17 protein-coding genes and 1 tRNA gene are annotated in these 21,500 nt (G+C 40.3%); 12 read left to right on the top strand and 6 right to left on the bottom strand.

Annotated elements, in window-relative coordinates:
* Positions 1 to 273: 273 nt before the first annotated feature.
* Positions 274 to 1,749, bottom strand: a complete 1,476-nt coding sequence (locus tag NPUN_RS23175; protein ID WP_012410910.1) for an AAA-like domain-containing protein — start codon at positions 1,747 to 1,749, stop codon at positions 274 to 276.
* Between the two features lie 538 nt (positions 1,750 to 2,287).
* Between NPUN_RS23175 and NPUN_RS23170 the strand changes: the two genes are divergently transcribed.
* The 9 genes from NPUN_RS23170 (at position 2,288) to NPUN_RS23130 (ending at position 11,128) form a co-directional block, all read left to right on the top strand.
* The gene (locus NPUN_RS23170; protein ID WP_012410909.1) at positions 2,288 to 2,992 is read left to right on the top strand and encodes a peptidoglycan-binding protein; all 705 of its coding nucleotides are present in this window, start codon (positions 2,288 to 2,290) and stop codon (positions 2,990 to 2,992) included.
* Positions 2,993 to 3,080: 88 nt separating this feature from the next.
* Positions 3,081 to 3,866: a DUF1906 domain-containing protein gene (locus NPUN_RS23165; RefSeq protein ID WP_012410908.1), complete on the top strand. Its 786-nt coding sequence runs from the start codon at positions 3,081 to 3,083 to the stop codon at positions 3,864 to 3,866.
* A 163-nt stretch (positions 3,867 to 4,029) separates the two neighbouring features.
* Positions 4,030 to 4,929 carry a hypothetical protein gene (locus NPUN_RS23160; protein ID WP_202947514.1) on the top strand — a complete coding sequence of 300 codons (900 nt, stop codon included), beginning with the start codon at positions 4,030 to 4,032 and terminating at the stop codon, positions 4,927 to 4,929.
* 14 nt (positions 4,930 to 4,943) lie between these two features.
* A complete protein-coding gene (locus tag NPUN_RS23155; protein WP_012410906.1) occupies positions 4,944 to 5,363 on the top strand; it encodes a hypothetical protein in 420 nt (139 codons plus the stop codon).
* Positions 5,364 to 5,955: 592 nt separating this feature from the next.
* The gene (locus NPUN_RS23150) at positions 5,956 to 6,672 is read left to right on the top strand and encodes a biliverdin-producing heme oxygenase (RefSeq protein ID WP_012410905.1); all 717 of its coding nucleotides are present in this window, start codon (positions 5,956 to 5,958) and stop codon (positions 6,670 to 6,672) included.
* Between the two features lie 155 nt (positions 6,673 to 6,827).
* On the top strand, positions 6,828 to 8,210 hold the full coding sequence (gene hemN, locus NPUN_RS23145) for an oxygen-independent coproporphyrinogen III oxidase (RefSeq protein ID WP_012410904.1): 1,383 nt from the start codon (positions 6,828 to 6,830) through the stop codon (positions 8,208 to 8,210).
* Between the two features lie 487 nt (positions 8,211 to 8,697).
* Complete coding sequence (locus tag NPUN_RS23140) at positions 8,698 to 8,976, top strand: GlsB/YeaQ/YmgE family stress response membrane protein (RefSeq protein ID WP_012410903.1); 279 nt, start codon at positions 8,698 to 8,700, stop codon at positions 8,974 to 8,976.
* Between the two features lie 165 nt (positions 8,977 to 9,141).
* Positions 9,142 to 9,834 carry a manganese catalase family protein gene (locus NPUN_RS23135; RefSeq protein ID WP_012410902.1) on the top strand — a complete coding sequence of 231 codons (693 nt, stop codon included), beginning with the start codon at positions 9,142 to 9,144 and terminating at the stop codon, positions 9,832 to 9,834.
* A gap of 553 nt (positions 9,835 to 10,387) precedes the next feature.
* Positions 10,388 to 11,128 carry a DUF3891 family protein gene (locus NPUN_RS23130; protein WP_012410901.1) on the top strand — a complete coding sequence of 247 codons (741 nt, stop codon included), beginning with the start codon at positions 10,388 to 10,390 and terminating at the stop codon, positions 11,126 to 11,128.
* A gap of 135 nt (positions 11,129 to 11,263) precedes the next feature.
* Here the strand turns inward: NPUN_RS23130 and psaK are convergent, their stop codons facing one another.
* Positions 11,264 to 11,524 (bottom strand): photosystem I reaction center subunit PsaK, encoded by a 261-nt coding sequence (gene psaK / locus NPUN_RS23125; RefSeq protein WP_012410900.1) that lies wholly within the window; start codon positions 11,522 to 11,524, stop codon positions 11,264 to 11,266.
* 921 nt (positions 11,525 to 12,445) lie between these two features.
* Between psaK and NPUN_RS23120 the strand changes: the two genes are divergently transcribed.
* On the top strand, positions 12,446 to 13,714 hold the full coding sequence (locus NPUN_RS23120) for a glycosyltransferase family 4 protein (protein WP_012410899.1): 1,269 nt from the start codon (positions 12,446 to 12,448) through the stop codon (positions 13,712 to 13,714).
* A 179-nt stretch (positions 13,715 to 13,893) separates the two neighbouring features.
* A complete protein-coding gene (locus NPUN_RS23115) occupies positions 13,894 to 15,621 on the top strand; it encodes an Rqc2 family fibronectin-binding protein (protein WP_041566371.1) in 1,728 nt (575 codons plus the stop codon).
* Positions 15,622 to 16,287: 666 nt separating this feature from the next.
* On the opposite strand, the gene NPUN_RS23110 is transcribed toward NPUN_RS23115, so the two are convergent.
* The 4 genes from NPUN_RS23110 to NPUN_RS23095 form a co-directional block, all read right to left on the bottom strand.
* Positions 16,288 to 16,360: transfer RNA gene (locus NPUN_RS23110), tRNA-Phe, on the bottom strand.
* Positions 16,361 to 16,435: 75 nt separating this feature from the next.
* Complete coding sequence (locus NPUN_RS23105; protein WP_012410897.1) at positions 16,436 to 17,305, bottom strand: metal ABC transporter permease; 870 nt, start codon at positions 17,303 to 17,305, stop codon at positions 16,436 to 16,438.
* An 11-nt stretch (positions 17,306 to 17,316) separates the two neighbouring features.
* Positions 17,317 to 18,093: a metal ABC transporter ATP-binding protein gene (locus tag NPUN_RS23100; protein WP_012410896.1), complete on the bottom strand. Its 777-nt coding sequence runs from the start codon at positions 18,091 to 18,093 to the stop codon at positions 17,317 to 17,319.
* Positions 18,094 to 18,191: 98 nt separating this feature from the next.
* Entirely contained in the window at positions 18,192 to 19,148 is a 957-nt protein-coding gene (locus NPUN_RS23095) for a metal ABC transporter substrate-binding protein (RefSeq protein ID WP_052304708.1), read from the bottom strand.
* 365 nt (positions 19,149 to 19,513) lie between these two features.
* Between NPUN_RS23095 and NPUN_RS23090 the strand changes: the two genes are divergently transcribed.
* The gene (locus tag NPUN_RS23090) at positions 19,514 to 21,118 is read left to right on the top strand and encodes an iron uptake porin (protein ID WP_012410894.1); all 1,605 of its coding nucleotides are present in this window, start codon (positions 19,514 to 19,516) and stop codon (positions 21,116 to 21,118) included.
* Positions 21,119 to 21,500: the final 382 nt, after the last annotated feature.

Below are 21,500 nucleotides of genomic sequence, written 5' to 3'. Positions count from 1 at the left end.
GCTGAAATATTTAAATCTACTTTGACAATATCACATAGAATTCTTAAGAATCTGCTCTAGATATTGTCAATGATTAAAATCACCAAAGCTATCACCAACAAAGCTTTTAAACGATTAAATAGAATTTTTATAGAAGATTTTATAATTTATTAAATAGACTATATTGGATTAAAAGTATTTGTACAACTAAGAACAAATCAACAAAAGGATAAGATTAAGTTAAATTTTCCTTCAACGTCCCACTAAAAATTTGTGTACCTGTTCTTAGCACCTCTAACTGTTGATTTGCAGCAGGCGATCGCAGAAAAACGGACGAAATAACTCACAGACGAGACTTGCCCTCAGATCGTACAGATGCACTAACCCCATTTTGTGCAACTGGGAACCTTGCATAGCATCGCAATCTACAGGACTTGATTGTCTGACGATTTCTGTAAACAATGGCAATAAATCGGGATATCGTTGCAGGTTCCACCATTGTTGTTCTAGGTGGTCTGCATAGATGACGGTAGCGATCGCAGAATTTTCTAAGAGTTCTTCTAGGGTTATTGTCTGCTGCTGTAGGTAATAAAATGCTAACTGCAACCGATAGGGATGCCCCCCCAACAGAGCGATCAGGCGCTGGGTTTGTGACGAGGTTATATCCTGTTCGCACCTATATGCTAGATCCTGCACCTGAGCAGGGGTAAACTCAGGTAACTCAATAACCAGCCCAGTATTCAAGAGAGAGGGATCGATGGAGGAAGGCATGAGAATTTCAGTAGAATGAACCGTCACCAATCGCAGCTTGTACCAAGGATTAATGTCTGCATCGGCTTCTTTGCCTTGCTCAGACCATGTTCGTAAAAGTAGGAGAAATTCACGAGCAACGTCGGGGTAAGCAAAAAGCTGGTTGAGTTCATTGATCGCAATGACTAGGGGGCAATGCTCTCTTGAAGAGACTCCGCGATCGAGGTTGGTTAAGATTACATCCTGGAAATAATCAGTGGTATTTGATTTACTGCCCAAGGAATTATGCCAAAAACTAGCAATTTCATTTGGCAAGTCTAACTGCTTACTGACTCTGGCACAGAACCATTTTAAGAAGCGTTCTAGGTTCTGTAAAATCTCGTCGTTAGCAAGTTGCAAGTTCACAGAAACGGCGTGATGACCCTGGGAGTTAGCGTAAGCCAGGATGCGAGTCATTAGGGAAGTTTTGCCCATTTGCTTGGGGGCGCGGATGTTGATCGACGCACCGGGTTGCTGGATGGCTTCGTAACAGAGGGATTCGAGAATAGGACGGTCAATGTAGAAGACTGAATCCAGGGGCATCTGCCCTCCTGGTGTAGTTAAGAGACGAGGGTATAGATCGTCTGGCGTTCGTTCCATTTTGTGGATTTGCCCTACATTGCTGCGAGAATCGCATACTGGTTCGATGCGATCGCAGGCTTCAGCCGACGACATTAAGCCAATCTCGGCAAGATTGTCTTGATGAGGCTCCAGATAGAAATAATCGTCTTTTAATAAGGTCATATTAAAGGCATTAAAGCAGCACTCCAAGGTTCGCTTATCGACCCCTACTGAGCCATTAAAGACCTTGCTGAGAGTATTGGGGGTTAAACCTGTCTTCTCACTAAAGTCTTCGAGAGTGTATCGCTTAAAGTTTTGCTCAATTTCTAACTGAGCTTTTGCCTGATTGAGTTTCCTTGAGCCTTGAGCCGTCAGAGTCGCACCCCGCCGCCGTAAATGATTTTTCGATTGTAATTGCATTTTTAATCAAAAAAAATATAAAAATGTACTAAAAATTTACCTATCAGGGTAGGTGAATACTGTTATTACTTATGCTGTTTCCAAATTTATGCAGTATAGTTACAAATCTTAAGGATGTAATTTCAAAAAGTTTATTCTGAATGCACCTCGGAGTTGGAGTTTGCTCAAGAAAAGGTAAACAGAAGCATAGTTCTTAAGTTTGGAAAAAACCCCAAGTTAAGAACGATGTTAACTAATGGTTGTGAAATACTTAAATTTTCGGTAACTGGAACCGAGATGGAGAAATGCTTTGTGGATTTGCTAGTGCGAAATCCTTAATTTTTTTCTTAAAATTGTAAACTTTGCTGGTATTGGCAGTAGAAATTTTGCAAGCTCAAATAATCATCTTACTTAACTAGCCTGTCCCTAACCTACCCTAGCTAAATTTTAGTGCGATCGCTACGCCCGCCGCAGGCATCGCCTATCTTGTCGTGACTTTCTTGATTTTCAAGCGATCGCTAATAAAAAACAATATTTAATTCTCTGGAGAATTTTCATTATGGCAACTGAACTCAAAACCTTTACCGACTCTCAATTTATCGGTAAGCCTGTCTTAGCAGATATCGAATTTATTCCTCATCTCGAAAAAATTAATGACTTTGCAGCTACCAACGGACTAAAAATTTTTGTTACTAGTTCAGCTCGTCCCTGGGGTGTTCCTGTTGGGGGAGCAATCGTTTCTCCTGCCAAAATGTCTAATCACTTAATTGGTCATGCTATTGATATGAATATCCAAATAGGAGGAAAACTATATACTAGTAATGAACTTGGAGATTTTAATTCACTACCTCCACCAATTAAAGCATTTATTACGACTATTCGTAACCATCCTGTTTTACGTTGGGGGGGAGATTTTGGCGATCCAGTGCATATTGATGATGGCTTAAATCTCCACAATCCTAATCTTTGGAAAGACAAATTTCCCATTATTCAATCAGAATTAACCGGATTAACCCAGCCTGGAATCAGGGCAGTAAATAGTCCTAGATTGCTTTTTTTAACTACTCCCTTGATGAAAGGAGATGATATCAAGGTAGTTCAGGAAAAATTAATTGGAAAGGGTTTTGATCTGGGTATAACTGGTGCAGATGGCTTTTTTGGACAGGCAACAGCTAATGCTGTTATTAAATTTCAAGATCAAGAAGATTTAGACCCTGTTGATGGCATTGTTGGTGATAAAACTAAAAAAGCACTTGGGCTTTAAAATCTCTAATTTATTTTAGTTTCAACTTCCTCTAGAAAGAAATACAAATCTCATTCTCAATCACTTTAATTTTGAGGTAGAAAAAAATATGCAATTGCTAAAGTTGGATAATGTTGTAATTGAATCTGCACCAGATGGTGCGCTTGGTTTTGATGTCAACCATCCAATCAGTCTTGACCAAGCCAAACAAGCTTTTCAATCGGGTTTTTCATTCTGTATCCGCTACGTTCCAAGGTTAGAACCAAACGTTAATCAACCTGCTAGTCGTGGTGACATTACTTTTGAAGAGGCAAATGATATTTTAGATTCGGGCCTTGCACTATTTCTCGTGCAACACGTTAGCAGAGCAGGTTGGGATGCAACAGGTGCAAAAGGGATGCAATATGGTAAAAACGCTGCAATTTATGCCTCTAATTGTGGGTTTCCCTCTGGAATGAATCTTTTCTTAGATTTGGAAGAAGTCGATTCTGCCTCACCTCCAAATGATATTCAAGACTTCTGTAATCAGTGGTTTTATGAAGTGAACAATGTTGGATATGTGCCTGGAGTATATGTAGGCTCAAAAAATGGATTGAATGCCGAGCAATTATTTTCAGGTACAAAATTTAAACATTACTGGCACGCCGCGTCACAAGCCGATCCTCCGACTCCCAGACTTGGAGATCGTGGTTATCAACTCTTTCAGCCTCTAAACTTGAGTTCGACTCAACTTAGTAAACTTAAAAATGTCAAATTGATTGACAAAATTGGATTAGGTAGCAACCCAGCTTTTGAGATTGATTTGAAGTTCGCTTCTGCCACAATTCAAGATGTTGATCTAGATTTCACCGTCACTGATAAAAAAGGTGGCAGCATTCAATGGATTAGGAGATAGATTATTCTCATTAAAAAATTAAAGTGCGATGCCTGCGGTGAGCGTAGCCATCGCCATACTTTTCGGTTAATGTTTTTGGAGTAACTTTTAATTTTCAAACACTCTCTAGGACTACTTGATGAAAAATCCAGTTCAATTAAAAAGTTTCCTGCTTTTTTTGATAATGAGTATCGCTCTAAGCGGTTGTAGTCCAGAGAGGAGGGCAGTACTGCGACTAACGGCACTTAACTTTAAAACTCAGGCAAGTGATGCGATTGAATCTGTCAAAACTATCTATCAACTCAATCCTCTACCACGCTCAACAGATGAACGGCGGCGAATACTGATAAAAAGACTCTTAAGCGATCGCAATATAGACTTTGCAGATATAGACCAAATATCGAATATAATTGAAAATCAACTTCAGACAAATACCCGGTCAAATCCTGTTAATAACGTTCTCAACGATCTCAAGCAAGAATATATCGTAGCAGGCGAGACTTTTAACAACATTGAACAAGCAGGATTATTAGGCACTGAAGCCGGTGCAGTTGCTAGAGCGGCTGAACCTTCTAGACGATTAACTGTCAAAATGCTACTTCTAGCTGAACTGATTGCTCAAGATCCACCCTCACCGAAAAACCCAGACCGAGTTGTGATTCTTTTTAGGTTTAGCAAGCTCAGAACGCAATTTCAGAATGCGGCTTCTGAAGCAGATAAAACACAAATATTCAATCAGGGTGAGCAACTTTTAGATGAGCTACTCAGCATAAATGCAGAAGATAAAACAATGATTTGCCAAGCTAGAGCTAAACTTTTGCTGACAGCCGATACAGGAGTAAAGCTTTCCCAACTCATCGAAAAATACAACGATGTCAGCTTTGATGAAGTTGTTGCAAAAATTACCACAATTTTAGGAATAGCCTCTAGTTTTGGGTCAGATATTACTGCTGTAAATGTAAGAACTAGAGAGATTCAAGCAGCAATTCAGGAAGATCCTATCCTGAACGATATGTTAAACAAACAAAGACAGAATCTCCTTCCTGCAACTTCTGATTCTCAACCTCTCGAATGTTCATCGTAAGGAGATAATTTACAATGATTACACCAACTAGCCTCAACACAATTAAAGAACAGATCAAAAAGATTATTGATAGCATTGAGTCGATAGCAAATCTGTCTCCTGGAAAACCTATCGAACCGCAAGTTTTTCAACAAGCAGAAAAAAGCCTAAGAAATATCCTTTTCCGATTACAATTTTCACTTTTGCAAGCAGAAGATGATGAGGATTGGGAACTTGTGGATATCCTCTCTAAAGCTATCGAACAATGTCAGGATGCACTCAGAACAGTGACAGCAGCTCTGTTCACACAAGTTTTGATCCGTCCAGACCACAACACAATTATTGCCGATCTGCAAAATATCAAACGAGATATTGATGCTGCAATTAAGGCAGATAAAGTTTTGAATTTTTTGATTAGCCTTGCCCATGTGGTGATTAGATTTGCAGGAGTATGAGATTGCTTGGATTATTGAGATGAGAAAATATCAATATTGCTCGGAGCGATCGCTCATGTATAGAGGTATACCTGGCGATCGCGAATAACCCACCTTTAACACAAGAAGCTGGAGGGTTGAATTGAGCGATCGCTCTTATTAATCTCTGCTATTCTCAAATTAAGATCGCAATATTGCTTTAATCGCCGCAAAACTCTGGATGATTTGTATCCAAAATTAGAACAAACACGCGTCTAGCGATGTTATTCGTCTCTTCAATGACTCTGGTATTAAAGAATCCGATCGTTTCAGGAGAGTTAAAATGCCTATTCCAAAATCAGTTTTGTTACTACTCAACTGAAATGTGCCTGAACATGAGTATCAGAAAAACATAAATAAATACTAATATCTTTCATAGTTATATATGAATTAATAGTTAAATAATCTTAGGAGAAATAAAAATACCTGGATCTACATCGGCAGTGGTAGTTGCTGGATAGACTGATGCAGATCCTCTCTAAACCTAGAATAACAATCTTTTAGCTGGAATTGGCAGGCATCCTAAGTCGGTGACTGTCCAGAAACCTTGCGCTTGAAAATGAAGGAAGCAACAATGAGTAGCAATCTCGCCATCAAACTGCGTTCTGGAACTCAACAAGCCCACACATCAGCAGAAAATGTGGGATTTATGAAATGTTTTCTACAAGGAGTGGTGGATAGAGACTGCTTTGCCAAGTTCTTAAGTAACTTGTATTACGTCTACAGCGAACTAGAAGCGGCATTAGATAGCCATGCAAAGCATCCTGTAATTAGTGCGGTTTACTTTCCTGAACTTAATCGCCAATCCTCGCTCGAAAAAGACATGGTGTTCTATTATGGGGATAATTGGAGAGGCCAAATTACACCCTCACCTGCTGCTCAAAAGTACATTGACCGCATTCGGGAAATTTCTGCTAGTGAACCGGCTTTATTGCTAGGTCATGCCTACACTCGCTACATGGGCGATCTTTCTGGAGGCCAAATGCTACAAAAAGTTGCTCAGTCAGCTCTGAAGCTTTCTGGCTATGAAGGCACGTCCTTTTACAATTTTGAGCAAATTCCTGATAAAAAAGCATTTAAGGATAAGTATCGTCAGGTATTAAACGCGCTACCTATTGATGATGCAACAGCAGAACGAATTGTTGCAGAAGCCAATAATGCCTTTGGATTTAATTTGCAGATGGCTCAAGAGTTAGAGAGAAGTCTAATTAAAGCACTCGGCCAAGTCCTGTTTAATAGTCTAACTCGTTCACAGAATTCAGGTAGCAATGAAATAGGTGCGGCTAATTAAGTTTGTCATTGGTCATTGGTCATTTGTCATTGGTCATTGGTCATTTGTCATTGGTCATTTGTCATTGGTCATTGGTCATTGGTCAATAGTTCTTGCTCCCCTGCTCCCTACTCCCTATTCCCCTTCGCTTCACACATTCATTGGAAAGCAACTCAATGGTTTTTTTATTACCTGGTGTCAAGTTCGATCTGGATCTGATTCAAAAGTACGACACTCGCGCACCTAGATATACCAGTTACCCGCCCGCTACAGAGTTAAGCGAAACATTCACTGAAACTGATTTTAAGGCCGCGATCGCAGCATCTAATCAACGCCAAACTCCTCTTTCTTTGTATTTCCACATCCCCTTTTGCCAAAGTGCTTGCTACTTCTGCGGCTGCAACACAGTAATCTCCAACAACAAGAATATTGCTAAACCTTACGTCGAGTCTTTGGTTCAAGACATCAAAAACACCGCAGCTTTAATCGATCCAGACAGAAAAGTGCTGCAAATCCATTGGGGAGGCGGTACTCCTAATTACTTGGATCATCACCAAGTAGAATTTTTATGGAAAAACATCAATCGCTATTTCAACATCGATCCACAAGCAGAAATCTCAATTGAGATTAATCCCCGCTATATCGATAAAAACTACATTTTCTTTCTAAGAGAGATTGGTTTTAACCGCATTAGTTTTGGCATTCAGGATTTTAATAGCCAAGTTCAAGTAGCTGTAAATCGTGTTCAGCCAGAAGAAATGCTCTTTGATGTCATGAGTTGGGTGAAAGAAGCTAAGTTTGAAAGTGTGAATGTCGACCTAATTTATGGTTTACCTTATCAAACCCGCGAGACATTTCAAGAAACGGTGAAAAAGACAATTGAATTAGATCCTGACCGAATTGTTGTCTTTAACTTTGCCTATGTTCCTTGGCTCAAACCGACGCAAAAAAATATTCCTCAAGAAGCGTTACCAGCAGCCAAAGAAAAGTTAGATATTCTGAAAATGACTATTGAAGAATTGACGAGTAACCAATATTTATTTATTGGGATGGATCACTTTGCAAAAACTAACGACGAACTAGCGATCGCTCAACGCAATGGCACTCTCAAGCGCAATTTCCAGGGCTACACTACCCACGCGGAGACAGAATTGTTTGGCTTTGGTTCTACATCCATCAGTATGCTAGAAGATGCTTATGCTCAAAACCACAAGGAGTTAAAATATTATTATCAGACAATTGCATCGGGTAATTTACCTATTAGCAAAGGTGTCAAGCTTAGTCAAAATGATATTATCAGAAGGGATGTAATCATGGGTATTATGTCTCACTTTCAGTTACACAAGCAAGATATTGAAAACAAATATCAAATCAACTTTGATGAATATTTCTCTGAAGAGCTAGAGGCATTAAAACCACTAGAAGCTGATGGTCTGGTCAGTTTATCAAAAAATCAGATTCAGATTACAGACATCGGTCGATTACTAGTCAGAAACATTGCTGTTATCTTTGATACCCACACAAAAATGCGAGAGACAAAATTCTCTCGTGCTATTTAAAACAGCCGCAAATCACTGGTGAAATTTCGCAGTCTTTAGAACCCCGATTTATTAAATAAATTGAGGTTCTAATTTTTCACTATCACATTTAATTTTTAAATAAAAATGTACAAAATCGAATTTATTAAATATTAATTGCTCAACTTGATAGACAAACGCTTTTCATACATCTCTAAAAAGTTAGATTATCTAATTATATCTTCAGATAGATATATCAAGATTTAGATTAGCAATCTTTCTAATAAATCGAAAAATATGTTACTCTCGGCAACTTCGTTATTGCTTATTAGAGATTTAATAATTTATTATTTGGCTGCCGAAAAATCGTTGAGCATTTTCATGCTATAAACGCCAAATTGTAATTCCCATCTAATTTGTATTTAAACTCTTTTGTCTAACTTTTGGATTTAGCATTTATCCCATCTGGTAGAAAGAATTCTGAATCAGAGTTGATAACTTAAATACAAGTGAGATTGTTGAGGCAGTTATGAGTATTATTGCTTGGGTAGTTTTAGGACTTTTGGCAGGTGCGATTGCTAAAGCTATTTATCCTGGCTATCAAGGTGGTGGAATTCTCTCCACAATGATTTTAGGTATCATTGGTGCTTTCGTTGGTGGAAGTCTGTTTACTCTATTGCGAACAGGAACTCTGCAAATTACTGCGGCTGGCGCTGGTTTAACTATCCCTGGTATTTTAGTGGCTGTGCTTGGCGCAATTGTTGCTATTTATCTATGGGGATTAATCAGAAGAAGCAGCAATGCCTAATCGCTGATTGGCAGTTATCAACACTTACACAATCACTGTATTTTATTGGTCTTATAGTTTCCCAGGTTGAGAAGCTATCAAACATCAAATTAGCTCTCTCTGGAAAAATCCTAAAAGACCATTAAATCCCTTCTGTAACATCATAATTTTTGGAAGTGTAAATCTATGTTTTTTCACAAAAAAGAGCCTATTCATGCAGTTAACGTTAGTGAACCAAACCCTCGTTTTGCTCAATTACTTCTAGAGCAGTTTGGCGGAGCTACTGGCGAACTTAGTGCAGCTTTGCAATATTGGGTGCAATCATTCCATGTTGAAAACGCTGGTATTAAAGATATGCTCCAAGACATTGCAATCGAGGAATTCAGCCATTTAGAAATGGTTGGTAAACTCATTGAGGCTCATACCAAAAATGTGGATCAAACAGAGGCTTATAAGAGTACTCTCTTTGCAGTTCGAGGGATTGGGCCTCATTTTCTAGATAGCCAGGGTAATGCTTGGACAGCAAGTTACTTGAATGAAGGTGGAGATGTAGTCCGTGATTTAAGGGCTAACGTTGCAGCAGAAGCCGGCGCTCGTCAGACTTATGAAGAGTTAATTAAACTGGCAACTGACAAAGGAACCCAAGAAACTTTAGTCCATCTCTTAACACGAGAAATTTCTCATACCCAGATGTTTATGAAAGCTCTGGATTCTTTGGGTAAGCTGACAGATCCGTTCTTTGGTAATATTAAACCAGATGAAACTGTTGCTCTTTACTACAACCTATCTACTAACGGTAATGGTCAAGATGAGCGTGGTCCTTGGAATTCTGAGCCAACATTCAAATACATTGCTAATCCTTTAGAAAGCCACTCTTAGAAGTTTGTTGAAAAGGATTTGGCTGTGATTTTGGGTACTTATTGATCCCTCTAACTTCCCTTTTTTAGACTACGGGGTACACACATCTCTCTATAAAACCAAAATGTAGTAGATCCTCCTAAATCCTCCGATAAATTGGAGGACTTTGAGAGGTTTTGTCCAATAAAAAGGGGGGACGGGGGAATCAAATAGCTTGTGGGGCAACTCTTGAAGACTTGTGTGTACACCGTAGCCTTCAAAAGGGGGATTTTTAAGGATCTAAAGCTTTTGATGCGGATCTGTCCGCATCAAACCAGAAATCTTCACTGTTCCCTGTTTCCTCGACCGAAGGTTGGTGAATAACCATACTCCCGACTTCTTAAAGAAGTTGGGAATATTAGCTAGATATCTCTGCGTTACGATGAACCGACTAGTATATTGCACTCAATTTTAAATGGGTGTAATCATAAGTCACACTGAAGAATTCAGAGCGATTGCCTCTTCAATATCTAGCCTGACGTTTCTGAATTCAGATTCAACTCAAAATTAAAACTAAGAATCAGGAGATTAATTTGTGATTGTCAACGCTACCCCAAATGGTTGGGAAGTCATTTACCATCGTGCCCATGCTTTATTAGCAGCTCAACTGGCGGGGCAATGGCGACGTAAAGATGCGCCAGTAAGATTATATGAAACCATCGCTGCAATTTCTCATCACGATGATTTAGAGAAAGAGTGGGAAGAAGATATTCTTACTGAAGCCGGTGCGCCAAAGGACTTCATGCTGTCCTCAAATGCCGATGTAGATGCTGGGGTACAGAAATTGGCTGATTTGGCAAAGAATGCCCTTTACCGTGGACGATGGGTAGCTTTATTGATTTCCATGCACATTAGCCGTCTAAATGAGGGAAGCCGGGGTAAGGGTTCCAAACTAGACAAACTTTTGGATGAGCAACTTCAAAACCAGCAACGTTGGCGCAAGGAACTGGGCATTGAGAAGGAGGAAGTTGATGCAGCTTATGCGTTTATGCAGTGGTGCGATCGCCTTTCTCTCATCTTATGTCAGCAAGAACTACCTGACGATGAGCGGTTTCTAGAAATTAGCAAGGGCCCTGAAGGTGAGCGCTATGACATCATGCAGCGCAGTGATAACTTGGTTGTTGTCAAACCCTGGCCCTTCCAAAACGATAAATTTACGGTCAACGTCGAAGCCTGCGACCTCTCCCAGGTGAAATTTGACAGCAGTGCCCAACTAACTCAAGCGCTACAAAAAGCCCCCATTAAGGTACTTGAGTGGACATTTGTTAAGAGTTAGATACACATGAGAATTTAAGAAGCAATCTAGAAAATATTAGACAATTTATCTATAAAGAAGAGCCAGAGAATTAACTCTCTGGCTCAATGCTGGAGACAAAAGAATCATCAAATAAAGGCTAACTTGGGCAAGAATCTAAATTCTTCCCAGGTTATGCAGCCCTAAAACAGCGCCCACTCCTAAGATATGACCAAAGGCAGTGGTTGCTAAAAGGGCTGGTAAACCAAAACCACCAAAAAGATTAGATGAGGGTAGTGCTGGTTCTGCATTGGGATATTTGATGGTCGATTTCCCAAAGGCAATGGCAATGATATTAGCAATAATGATAATCAGTCCAACTGTCGGACTCCATTGCAGGGGTGTAGTTGCAGCAGCGAGTAAGGTTGAAGTAAACACCTGATTTGCTCCTGAAATTTATTAATGATTGAAAATATAATCTGAAACTTTTCGAAGCAAATTCAATAAATTACCCGATTTTGCATCAATATTTAACAGTTATTATCACTACTTAATACAACTTGAGTTCAACGTGGTGAGTTAACTGTGCTATAGCAATCCGTTTTGATTACTGTTCGCGCAGCGTGGCGTAGCCATAATTATTTGTGTAGGAGGCAAGAAGCAAAAGTCAATAGTCAAGAAACCTCTTTTAGTTGTAGTGAATTTTTTTAGAAATCAAATATGAGTCCTATAACTGCTTTTAACTTCAATGTCAGAAGTAAGTGATTTTCTAGTTATAGATTATACCTGAAGATAGAGCCAAAGAGAATTAATAGAGTTTTTTATTTATAGGCAACAAATGTTAATCACACTTTTCAGGTTGAGAAAATCACATAATTGCCAGCTAGCTACTTAGCTAAAAACAAAAATATTTATCAATTTTGACACCAAAAATTAAGACCTATTTAACTTTGGAGTCGATTTTTTAGTGGGGTAGTTGCTTACATTTACCAGAAAAATCAAAAATCTTATCTCTTTGTGGGTGGGATTTTGGCATGATGAATATAACTTCTAACTACTAATTTCTGCTGTCAATTTGTCAAACTCACCTTTGAATTAGATATTCATAAAACAAGGTGAAAAACTATAAGTTTTATCTATCAAAAGTATGAAATATGAGGTATAAATTTTCCTCTATCTAAAGAAATTAAATATAAATACTTAACTTAAAATTATACTTCTGGCAGAAGATGTAAAAAAATATTAGGTGTATTAAATTAAAATAAATATTAATCAAAGTTTCTCAACAATTCAAGTAAGTGTGTTATACACGTACTTGAAACAGGCTAGAGCTTTGTTAAAATCAGCAACACACAAACTATGAACTCTACCACCGAAAAACGTATCGCCTTGATTTCCGTCCACGGAGACCCGGCGATTGAAATAGGGAAAGAAGAAGCTGGGGGACAAAATGTTTATGTGCGCCAAGTGGGTGAAGCACTAGCGCAGCTGGGATGGCAAGTTGATATGTTTACCCGCAAGGCTAGTCTGGAGCAAGATTCGATTGTTGAACATAGCGACAATTGCCGAACTATTCGTTTAAAAGCTGGGCCCCTTGAGTTTGTGCCGCGAGATGAAATTTTTGAATATTTGCCAGAATTTGTGGAGAATTTCCTCAAATTTCAGGTAAAAAATGAGATTCAATATGAGTTAGTTCACACTAATTATTGGCTCTCTAGTTGGGTGGGGATGCAGTTAAAGAAAATCCAAGGGAGTAAACAGGTTCACACCTATCACTCATTAGGAGCAGTCAAATACAACACTATAGAAAATATTCCTCTGATTGCTAGTCAGCGATTGGCAGTAGAAAAACAGGTGTTAGAAACAGCAGAGCGAATTGTAGCGACCAGTCCGCAAGAACAGCAACACATGCGATCGCTAGTTTCCACTGAAGGCAATATCGATATTATCCCCTGTGGTACAGATATTCAGCGTTTTGGTTCCATTGGGCGAGAAGCAGCCAGGGCTGAACTGGAAATTGCCAAAGATGCCAAAGTTGTATTATATGTAGGGCGTTTTGACCAACGCAAAGGTATAGAAACCCTAGTGCGTGCAGTCAACGAGTCTGAACTACGCGACTCGAAGAATCTCAAGCTAATTATTGGCGGTGGTAGTACTCCAGGTAACAGCGACGGCATAGAACGCGATCGCATTGAGCAAATCGTCCACGAATTAGGAATCACTGACTTGACCATCTTCTCTGGTCGTCTCAGTCAAGATATTTTACCAACTTATTACGCTGCTGCCGATGTCTGCGTTGTTCCTAGTCACTACGAACCATTTGGACTGGTTGCGATCGAAGCGATGGCAAGCGGTACGCCGGTTGTGGCTAGTGATGTCGGTGGACTTCAATTTACTGTAGTTAATGAACAAACTGGTTTATTAGCACCACCACAAGATGTAGGTGCTTTTGCGTCTGCTATTGACCGAATTCTCTTTAATCCAGAGTGGCGAGACGAATTGGGTAAAGCTGGCAGAAAGCGTACTGAAAGCCAATTTAGTTGGCATGGTGTCGCAACTCAGTTGAGTGAACTTTACACCCAATTGTTAGAACCATCAGCAAAAGAACCTGCATTGCTTGTTAAATAGGGCTTCAAGCAACTTAATACACCCAGATAAAATCATTTTACACAACCGATAAATTCTCTAGAGAGACGCAAAATTTTGCGTCTCTACATTTTTTGCGGGAGCATATTTATGCCTACATTAATATCAATATTAGAGATGATGGAAGTATACTGAGCATCGACCTTTGAACGCGAATGGCTATGCAACCAGTTGACTTCACCACCCTTACAGCTACTTGTAGCGAACTACGCGCTAACTGGCTGCCCTCGCGGACAGAACAGGTTTATCAGCGCGATCGCTATACTATTGCCATAGCATTACGCACCCTGAAACAGCGTGATTGGTTACAGATTTCTTGGCATCCCCAAGCTGCCCATATTTGTATTGGCGATCCGCCACCGCGATCGCCAGATACCTTTACCTTTAGCCAACAACTAATACACCAATTGGGTGGTTTGGCATTGGTGGGTATTGAAGCGATCGCACCTTGGGAGCGTGTTATCGATTTACAATTTGCCCGTCGTCCCGGAGAAAGCGCCCTGTATCATGTCTATGCAGAAATCATGGGTAAATATAGTAACGTCATTCTCACCGACGCTAACAATATAATTATCACTGCCGCCCATCAAGTCAGTCAGCAACAATCTAGTGTCCGTCCCATCCAAACTGGACAACCTTATGAAACACCACCAAAACTGACTGGAACTGTCCCCAGTTTGAGCGAATCCCAAGAACGTTGGCAAGAACGGGTAAGTTTAGTACCAGGAGCAATCAAGCGGCAATTACTGAAAAGTTATAGTGGTTTGAGTGCAGCATTGCTAGATTTAATGCTGTTAGAAGCAAATATCGCACCAGAAACATCTACCGATACTCTCAACCCCGACGATTGGCGAAGATTGTTTGAGCGTTGGCAAGAATGGCTGCAAGCTTTGGATTCCAAGAAATTTCAACCCGCTTGGACAAAAGATGGTTACACCGTAATGGGTTGGGGTGTGGTGGAAAAAGTCAAAAATATCCAGGAGTTGCTCAACCATTACTACAGTAACCAAATTGACCAACAGTTATTTTCTCAATTGCGCCATCAGTTGAGTCAGAAATTAAATAATATTCTGGTGAAATTACGCAACAAGGCTCAAACCTTTAAAACGCGCTTGCAGCAATCAGATCAAGCTGATGAGTATCGACAAAAAGCTGATTTATTGATGGCTCACCTGCAAAACTGGGAACCAGGGATGAAAGAAATTATCCTTGCTGATTTTGATACAAATTTGCCAGTAGCGATCGCTCTGTTGCCAGATAAAAATGCTGTTCAAAATGCCCAAAGTCTTTACAAACAGCACCAAAAACTCAAACGCGCTCGTGCTGCCGTGGAACCCCTACTATTGGAAGTGCAGACAGAAATTGAGTATTTAGAACAAGTAGAAGCTGCGATCGCTCAGATAGACACTTACAAAACATCAGAAGATTTACGAGCTTTAGAAGAAATCCGTGAAGAGTTGATTGGACAAAAGTATCTAGAAGATCCAGAATATCGCAGTAGGAGTGCAAACGAACCTCCTAGCACCAACTTTCATCGTTACCTTACCCCCAGTGGCTTTGAAGTATTAATCGGCCGCAATAATCGCCAAAATGACCAATTAACTTTTCGTGTAGCTGGGGATTATGACATCTGGTTCCACGCTCAAGAAATTCCAGGGAGTCATCTGCTACTACGTCTAGAACCCGGTGCTGTGGCAGAAGAAGCTGATTTGCAATTTGTCGCTAATCTTGCTGCTTACTACAGTCGCGCTCGTCAGAGTGAGCAAGTGCCAATAGTTTACACCCAGCCAAAACACGTTTACAAACCCAAAGGAGCAAAACCGGGAATTGCGATTTACAAGCAGGAAAGCATCCTTTGGGGAAAACCACAAATAGTCATTAGTCATTAGTCACTTGTACTGAGTTTCGACTGCGCGGAAATCGAGCGAAGTCGAGATTCAACTACCGCGTAGTCGTACTGCGGCATAGCTCCGCTTAGGGCGCAGCCTCTCCAAGGGTTGTATTGGTCATTTCTTTTCTGCTTCCTCTGCCTCTCGCCTTGTCAGTCTATATATACCTTGCGTTCTGCTGAATTCTCCTAATAGATAGAGGCTTTTAAGCTTTGCTAATATCTTTTTTTGATGAATATTCCTGAAAAATCTGTGTTGACTGTTACAATATTGTTAAGAAAAGTTGCCCGTTGCATTTTGGGAACGCGCAATTGGGTTTTAACTCTCTTGAGAAGACAACGCAAAATAAATATTTTATAGACCAGCTGTGGGAGGCTGGTCTTTTTGTATTTAATACAGCACTTTGAGTATTTTTTGAGCATTCATAGCTTAATACGCTTGGGTTAGCGCCAAAACCATTAAACTGCGTAGGTTGGCCTGAGGAACGTAGCTTGCTTCCCGTTCGCGTAGCGTCTCCAAAGGAGAATATTTACACCACTTTTGTATCTAAAGGTATTCAAAAACGTCCAAAAATGGCATAAACATTAGAACATTTATCCTCTATTTTTCAGGGATTAGAAACCAAAAAACCCTTGATATCGTTAGATATCAAGGGTTTTTTGATGATGCCAGGAACCGGACTTGAACCGGTGACACGAGGATTTTCAGTCCTCTGCTTTACAAACTGAGCTATCCCGGCTGGGGCTTTTGTGAGCCACGATTAATAAATGTAGCAAACATCCCAAAATATAGCAAGGGGTTGGAGAAAAAAGATTTATGCGGCTTTCAAATTCAACTTAAACCAGATGAAAACAGCTATAAATAGCAGGAATTGGACAAGAACAATACTTGGGCCAGAAGCAAGGTTGAAAATACCAGAGACAATGATGCCAGCAATGCTGCTGATGGAACCAACTATCACTGATATGACTAGAAAGCGGCTAAAGTGGTGACTCATCAGTTTGGCAGTAGAGGCGGGAATAACCAAAAAGGCGTTCACCAGTAAAACGCCGACAGCTTTAATCGCTACGGCAACGGCGAGTGAAAGCAAAACCACAAATACATAGCGGTACAATTGGACGGGAACGCCTTGGACTTGTGCGACATCAGGGTTAAGGGTCAATAAAATTTGCTGTCGCAAGGTTGATAGTAAAAATATGCTACCTCCTACAAGTACTAGCAGCGTCAAAATCAAATCTATGGTATCGATCGCTAGAATATCCCCGAACAGCACAGCCATCAAGTTGCCACGATATCCTTTAATCAGGCTAGTGAGAATTACACCGATCGCTAATGCCCCAGATAGCACTATGCTAAGGACGCTATCGCTACCTAAATCGGTTTTGTCGATGAAGTAGAGGACAATAACGCCGAAAACCAAGGTAAAAGGTAACAGCATCCAAGTCGGATTTATTTGGAGTAGTACACCTAACGCCACACCTACTAATGCTGCATGACCAACGGCGTGGCTGAAAAAGGACAACTGGCGCAAGGTGACAAAACTGCCCAACATCCCGCCAAGTATTCCCATTAACACAGCACCGACGATCGCACGCTGCATGAAAGGGAATGTTAACAAGCTTACCAAGTCATTACTACTGGCGATCGCAAGCCAAGATATCTGACAATCATTGAAGAAATCCATATTTATAAACTTTAATGTTGGTGCTGGTAACGGCTGAAACCTGGACCGTATGTTGCTAACAGGTTTTGCGGTGAAAGGGCAATTTCCGGTTTACCAGTACAAACAATGCTTTGGTTCAGGCAAAGCACGCGATCGCAATGGCGATTTACCATATCAATATCATGGGAAACTTGTAATACCGTCCAACCCTCCTCTCGCTTTAATTCATTTAGCAAAGCGTAAAAATCTGCTGAACCTTGCACATCAACACCAGCAAAGGCTTCATCGAGTACCAACAGTTTTCGAGACATTACCAAACAATAAGCCAACAACACCCGCTTAAGTTGGCCACCGCTAAGAGTCCCAATAGCTTGATGCTGTAAATGATAAGCATCGGTTCGCCGTAAAGCTTCTCCTACTGCTGCCGATTTTTCTCGGTCTTGTCTCCACAACTTGGAGAAAAATAAATCTCCCTTTTTTCCTTCCTTTGCCCATCCCAGACCCACCAATTCGCTAACAGAAATAGGAAAGCTGCGGTCAAAGATGAAATTTTGCGGCATATAACCCAACAAATGACGCAAACGCCCCAACCTTGCAATTGGACGACCGAATATTTCAATCGTACCAGCACTTCGAGGTATCAAATCTAAAACCGCTTTTACCAGAGTACTTTTACCAGCACCATTGGGACCAACTATGGCTGTATCTGTTCCTGGCAATAATTCAAAAGAAACATCTCGAACAGCTAAATAACTACCTTGATAGACAGTTAATCCTTCTACTTTTAAAATAGCAATATCATTAGTCATTGGTTCTTAATCATTAATCATTGGTTATTAGTCATTAATTATTGGTCATTGGTCATTATTTTTTACAAAGGACAAATGAAAAAGGACAAATGAAAAACCTATTTACACGACGTTTCCAAAATTTGTAAGTTAGCTTTCATTGCCTTGAAATAATGCTGTGGATCTGTTTCGCCAGTTTCCAGGGAATCCAGAGGACGCAAAGTTAATTTCAAGTCTTTGGAGAGGCTACTTAGGAGTTTGTTATCTACTCCTGGTTCACTAAATAAAGCTTTAACTTTGTACTTTTTAACAGCATTGACGGCATTTTGCACATCAGTCGGTGAAAGTTGATCTTCAGGAATTTGTACCACAGCAACTTGCTTGAGGTTATAGCGTTTTGCTAAATATGGAAACGCATCATGAAAGGTAATAAAGGTGCAACTAGGAGTTTTTTGTAAAGTCCGTTGAAATTCATTATTTAAACTTTCTAATTCTTTAATATAAGCCGCAGCATTTGCTTCGTAAGTGACTTTATTCGCCGGGTCAGCAGCAATTAATCCATCCCGAATATTAGTTACCTGTTGTTTTGCCAAAACTGGATCTAACCAAACATGAGGATTACCTTGGGCGTGTTCGTGGTCTTCTTCCTCCTTCGCTGTTTTTACAACAGGTGAAATTTCATTTAAGGGTTTAATACCCTTACTGGCATCAATTTCAGCTAATTTAGTATTTTGAGCATTTTTGACCGTATTTTCCAGAAATCCCTCTAAACCTAAACCATTTTTTACTAACACATTCGCAGTTGCGATCGCTTTGACATTTTCGGGTGTCGCTTGGTATTCATGTACCTCCGTACCAGGCGGCACTAGAATTTCTACATCTGCCACATTCCCAGCTACTGCCTTAGTAAACAAATATATCGGCAAAAATGTCGTCACAACTTTAGTTTTTCCTAACTGCGCTACTGGGGTGGATACAGTCGCCTGTGCTTGCGGCGACTGTTCAGGTATTGTTCCCTGATTCGGATTCGATTGGCTACAGCCAGTAATCATTGACAACATTAGTAGAGTCATCATGGACAAGATGCCGCTTCTTTGCCTTCCTGCGATCAGCCCTTTGCCATTGATCGTCACGGTGTTTTCCTCCTCAAAATGGATGCAAGTCTATGAGACTTATTCTAAATTTTAGACTATAATAATTCTCATTCTCATTACCAACACATAATATCATTCTCAGTTTCCTGTGTAATGAGTAACAACAAAACTTTGTCAGATGGTACAGTCCTCTGCAATTTAGTTTTCCTTGAATAATTAGGATTTCTTGACTTTTTTTGTTAGAAAGGTTGTCTATTTCTGATAATATTACTGACAAATATTTGCATGAAATACACGTTAAAAAAACGTGCTTTGGGTGTGAATTGAAGATCAGTGTGAGGAGAAAAATGCAAAATTTCTGTAAATATCTGCTAGTTAGTCCAGCAGTTTGCTGTGCAATGCTATTTGTGAGTACTGCTGCATTTGCAGGTGAAACATCCGCTACGTCTGAAATCAATCAACCGCAAGTTTTAGCTAGTCCAGACACAAACACTCACATAACAGGGCAAGTTACTTCCGTATCTCAATTTTCTGATGTACAACCTACTGACTGGGCATTCCAAGCATTGCAGTCGTTAGTTGAGCGCTATGGCTGTATTGCAGGATACCCAAATAGTACTTATCGTGGTAATCGCGCATTAACGCGATATGAGTTTGCTGCTGGTTTGAATGCTTGTCTCGATCGCGTTAACGAACTTATTGCTACAGCCACAAGCGATTTAGTTAACAAACAAGATTTAGCAACATTACAAAAGCTGCAAGCAGATTTTTCAGCAGAACTGGCGACACTCCGAGGTCGTGTAGATGCAGTAGAAGCTAAAACTGCTGAATTGGAGGCGAATCAGTTCTCAACTACAACCAAGTTGAATGGTGAAGTCGTAATAGCGATCGCAAGTGTTGTAAGTGGTAATACAGTTAATGGTCAAGAAGTCAACCAAAATGCTGTCCTTGCAGATCGGGTGCGTCTGAACCTCGACACCAGTTTCACTGGTAAAGATTTACTCAGAACACGACTTCAGGCAACAAACCTAGACCCCTTCTCTCAGACTGCTACCTTTACACCAGAAGGTGACTTCCGATTTGCTGGTGGTAATAACAGTAACGGAGTTGTGATAGACGCACTCTTGTATCAGTTCCCTCTCGGTAATAAAACAGGCGTCACTCTGGAAGCAAATGCAGGTGCAATTGATGATTTCACTAATACAGTCAACCCATACTTAGATGGGGACGGTGGTAGCGGTGCCCTTTCCCAATTTGGGACTCGCAACCCAATTTATTATCTAGTCAATGGTACTGGTATCGGAATCAAACACGAGTTCAGTGATAAGCTCGAACTAAGCTTGGGGTATTTAGCGAATGATGCTGCTAACCCTCAACTAGGCTCTGGACTATTCAATGGTGCTTATGGTGCTATGGCACAGTTAACTGTTAAGCCTAGCAACCAAATTACCCTCGGTTTGACCTACCTTAACGCCTACAAAAATACTTTTTTTGCCAATGGTAGTGGTGGTAGCAATAACGCTAATGACATATTGGAGAATGCTTCTAGTAACTCCTACGGTATAGAAGCATCCTTTCAACCTAGCTCAAAATTCGTGATTGGCGGTTGGGCTGGCTTGACCAAAGCTCGCGTCCTTTCGGTTACTCCTGGCGATGCTGACATCTGGAACTATGCCGTCACACTGGCTTTCCCCGATCTTGGGAAAACAGGTAACATTGCAGGCATCATTGTGGGTATGGAACCTAAAGTTACCAGCGTGAGCGGCTCTCTCAGCAATGCAGGTATAAATAAAGATCCAGACACTTCATATCATATTGAAGGTTTCTATCAATATAAGCTGAGTGACAATATCAGCATCACCCCAGGAGTTATCTGGCTAACAGCGCCAGATCATAATAATCAAAACGATGATATCGTCATTGGTACAGTGAGAACCACATTCACTTTCTAATTCAATACTGTTCGGTTAAGGCAAGAGACGGCGATTTATCGCGCCTTTGTGATGATTTATATCATGTTCGCTTGATTACTTATTAAACCCGAATAACCCCACCACGCCAAAGCTACGCGCTGTCTCCCCTCCCCGCAGGCGGGGAGGGGTTGGGGGTGAGGTGCAATGACTGTGGGAATTATAACTAATTATGCGAACTTGATATTATCGCGTCTTTGCGATCTAGAATTTCCATCAAAAAACCTTAACCGAATCTTATTGCTTTCTAATTTTTTAATATTAAAATAAGATGCAAGTTAATACTTTGTGTCTTTTGTTTTGTGTATGGTTGAAAAAATAAGTCTTACACTTTTTTAGTATGATTCTAAATAGGGAAAGTCAC

It is taken from the genome of Nostoc punctiforme PCC 73102 (genome assembly GCF_000020025.1).
Lineage (GTDB): Bacteria > Cyanobacteriota > Cyanobacteriia > Cyanobacteriales > Nostocaceae > Nostoc > Nostoc punctiforme.
Note: the sequence above shows the minus strand (reverse complement) of the source record. Positions and strands in the feature narration are given on the sequence as shown.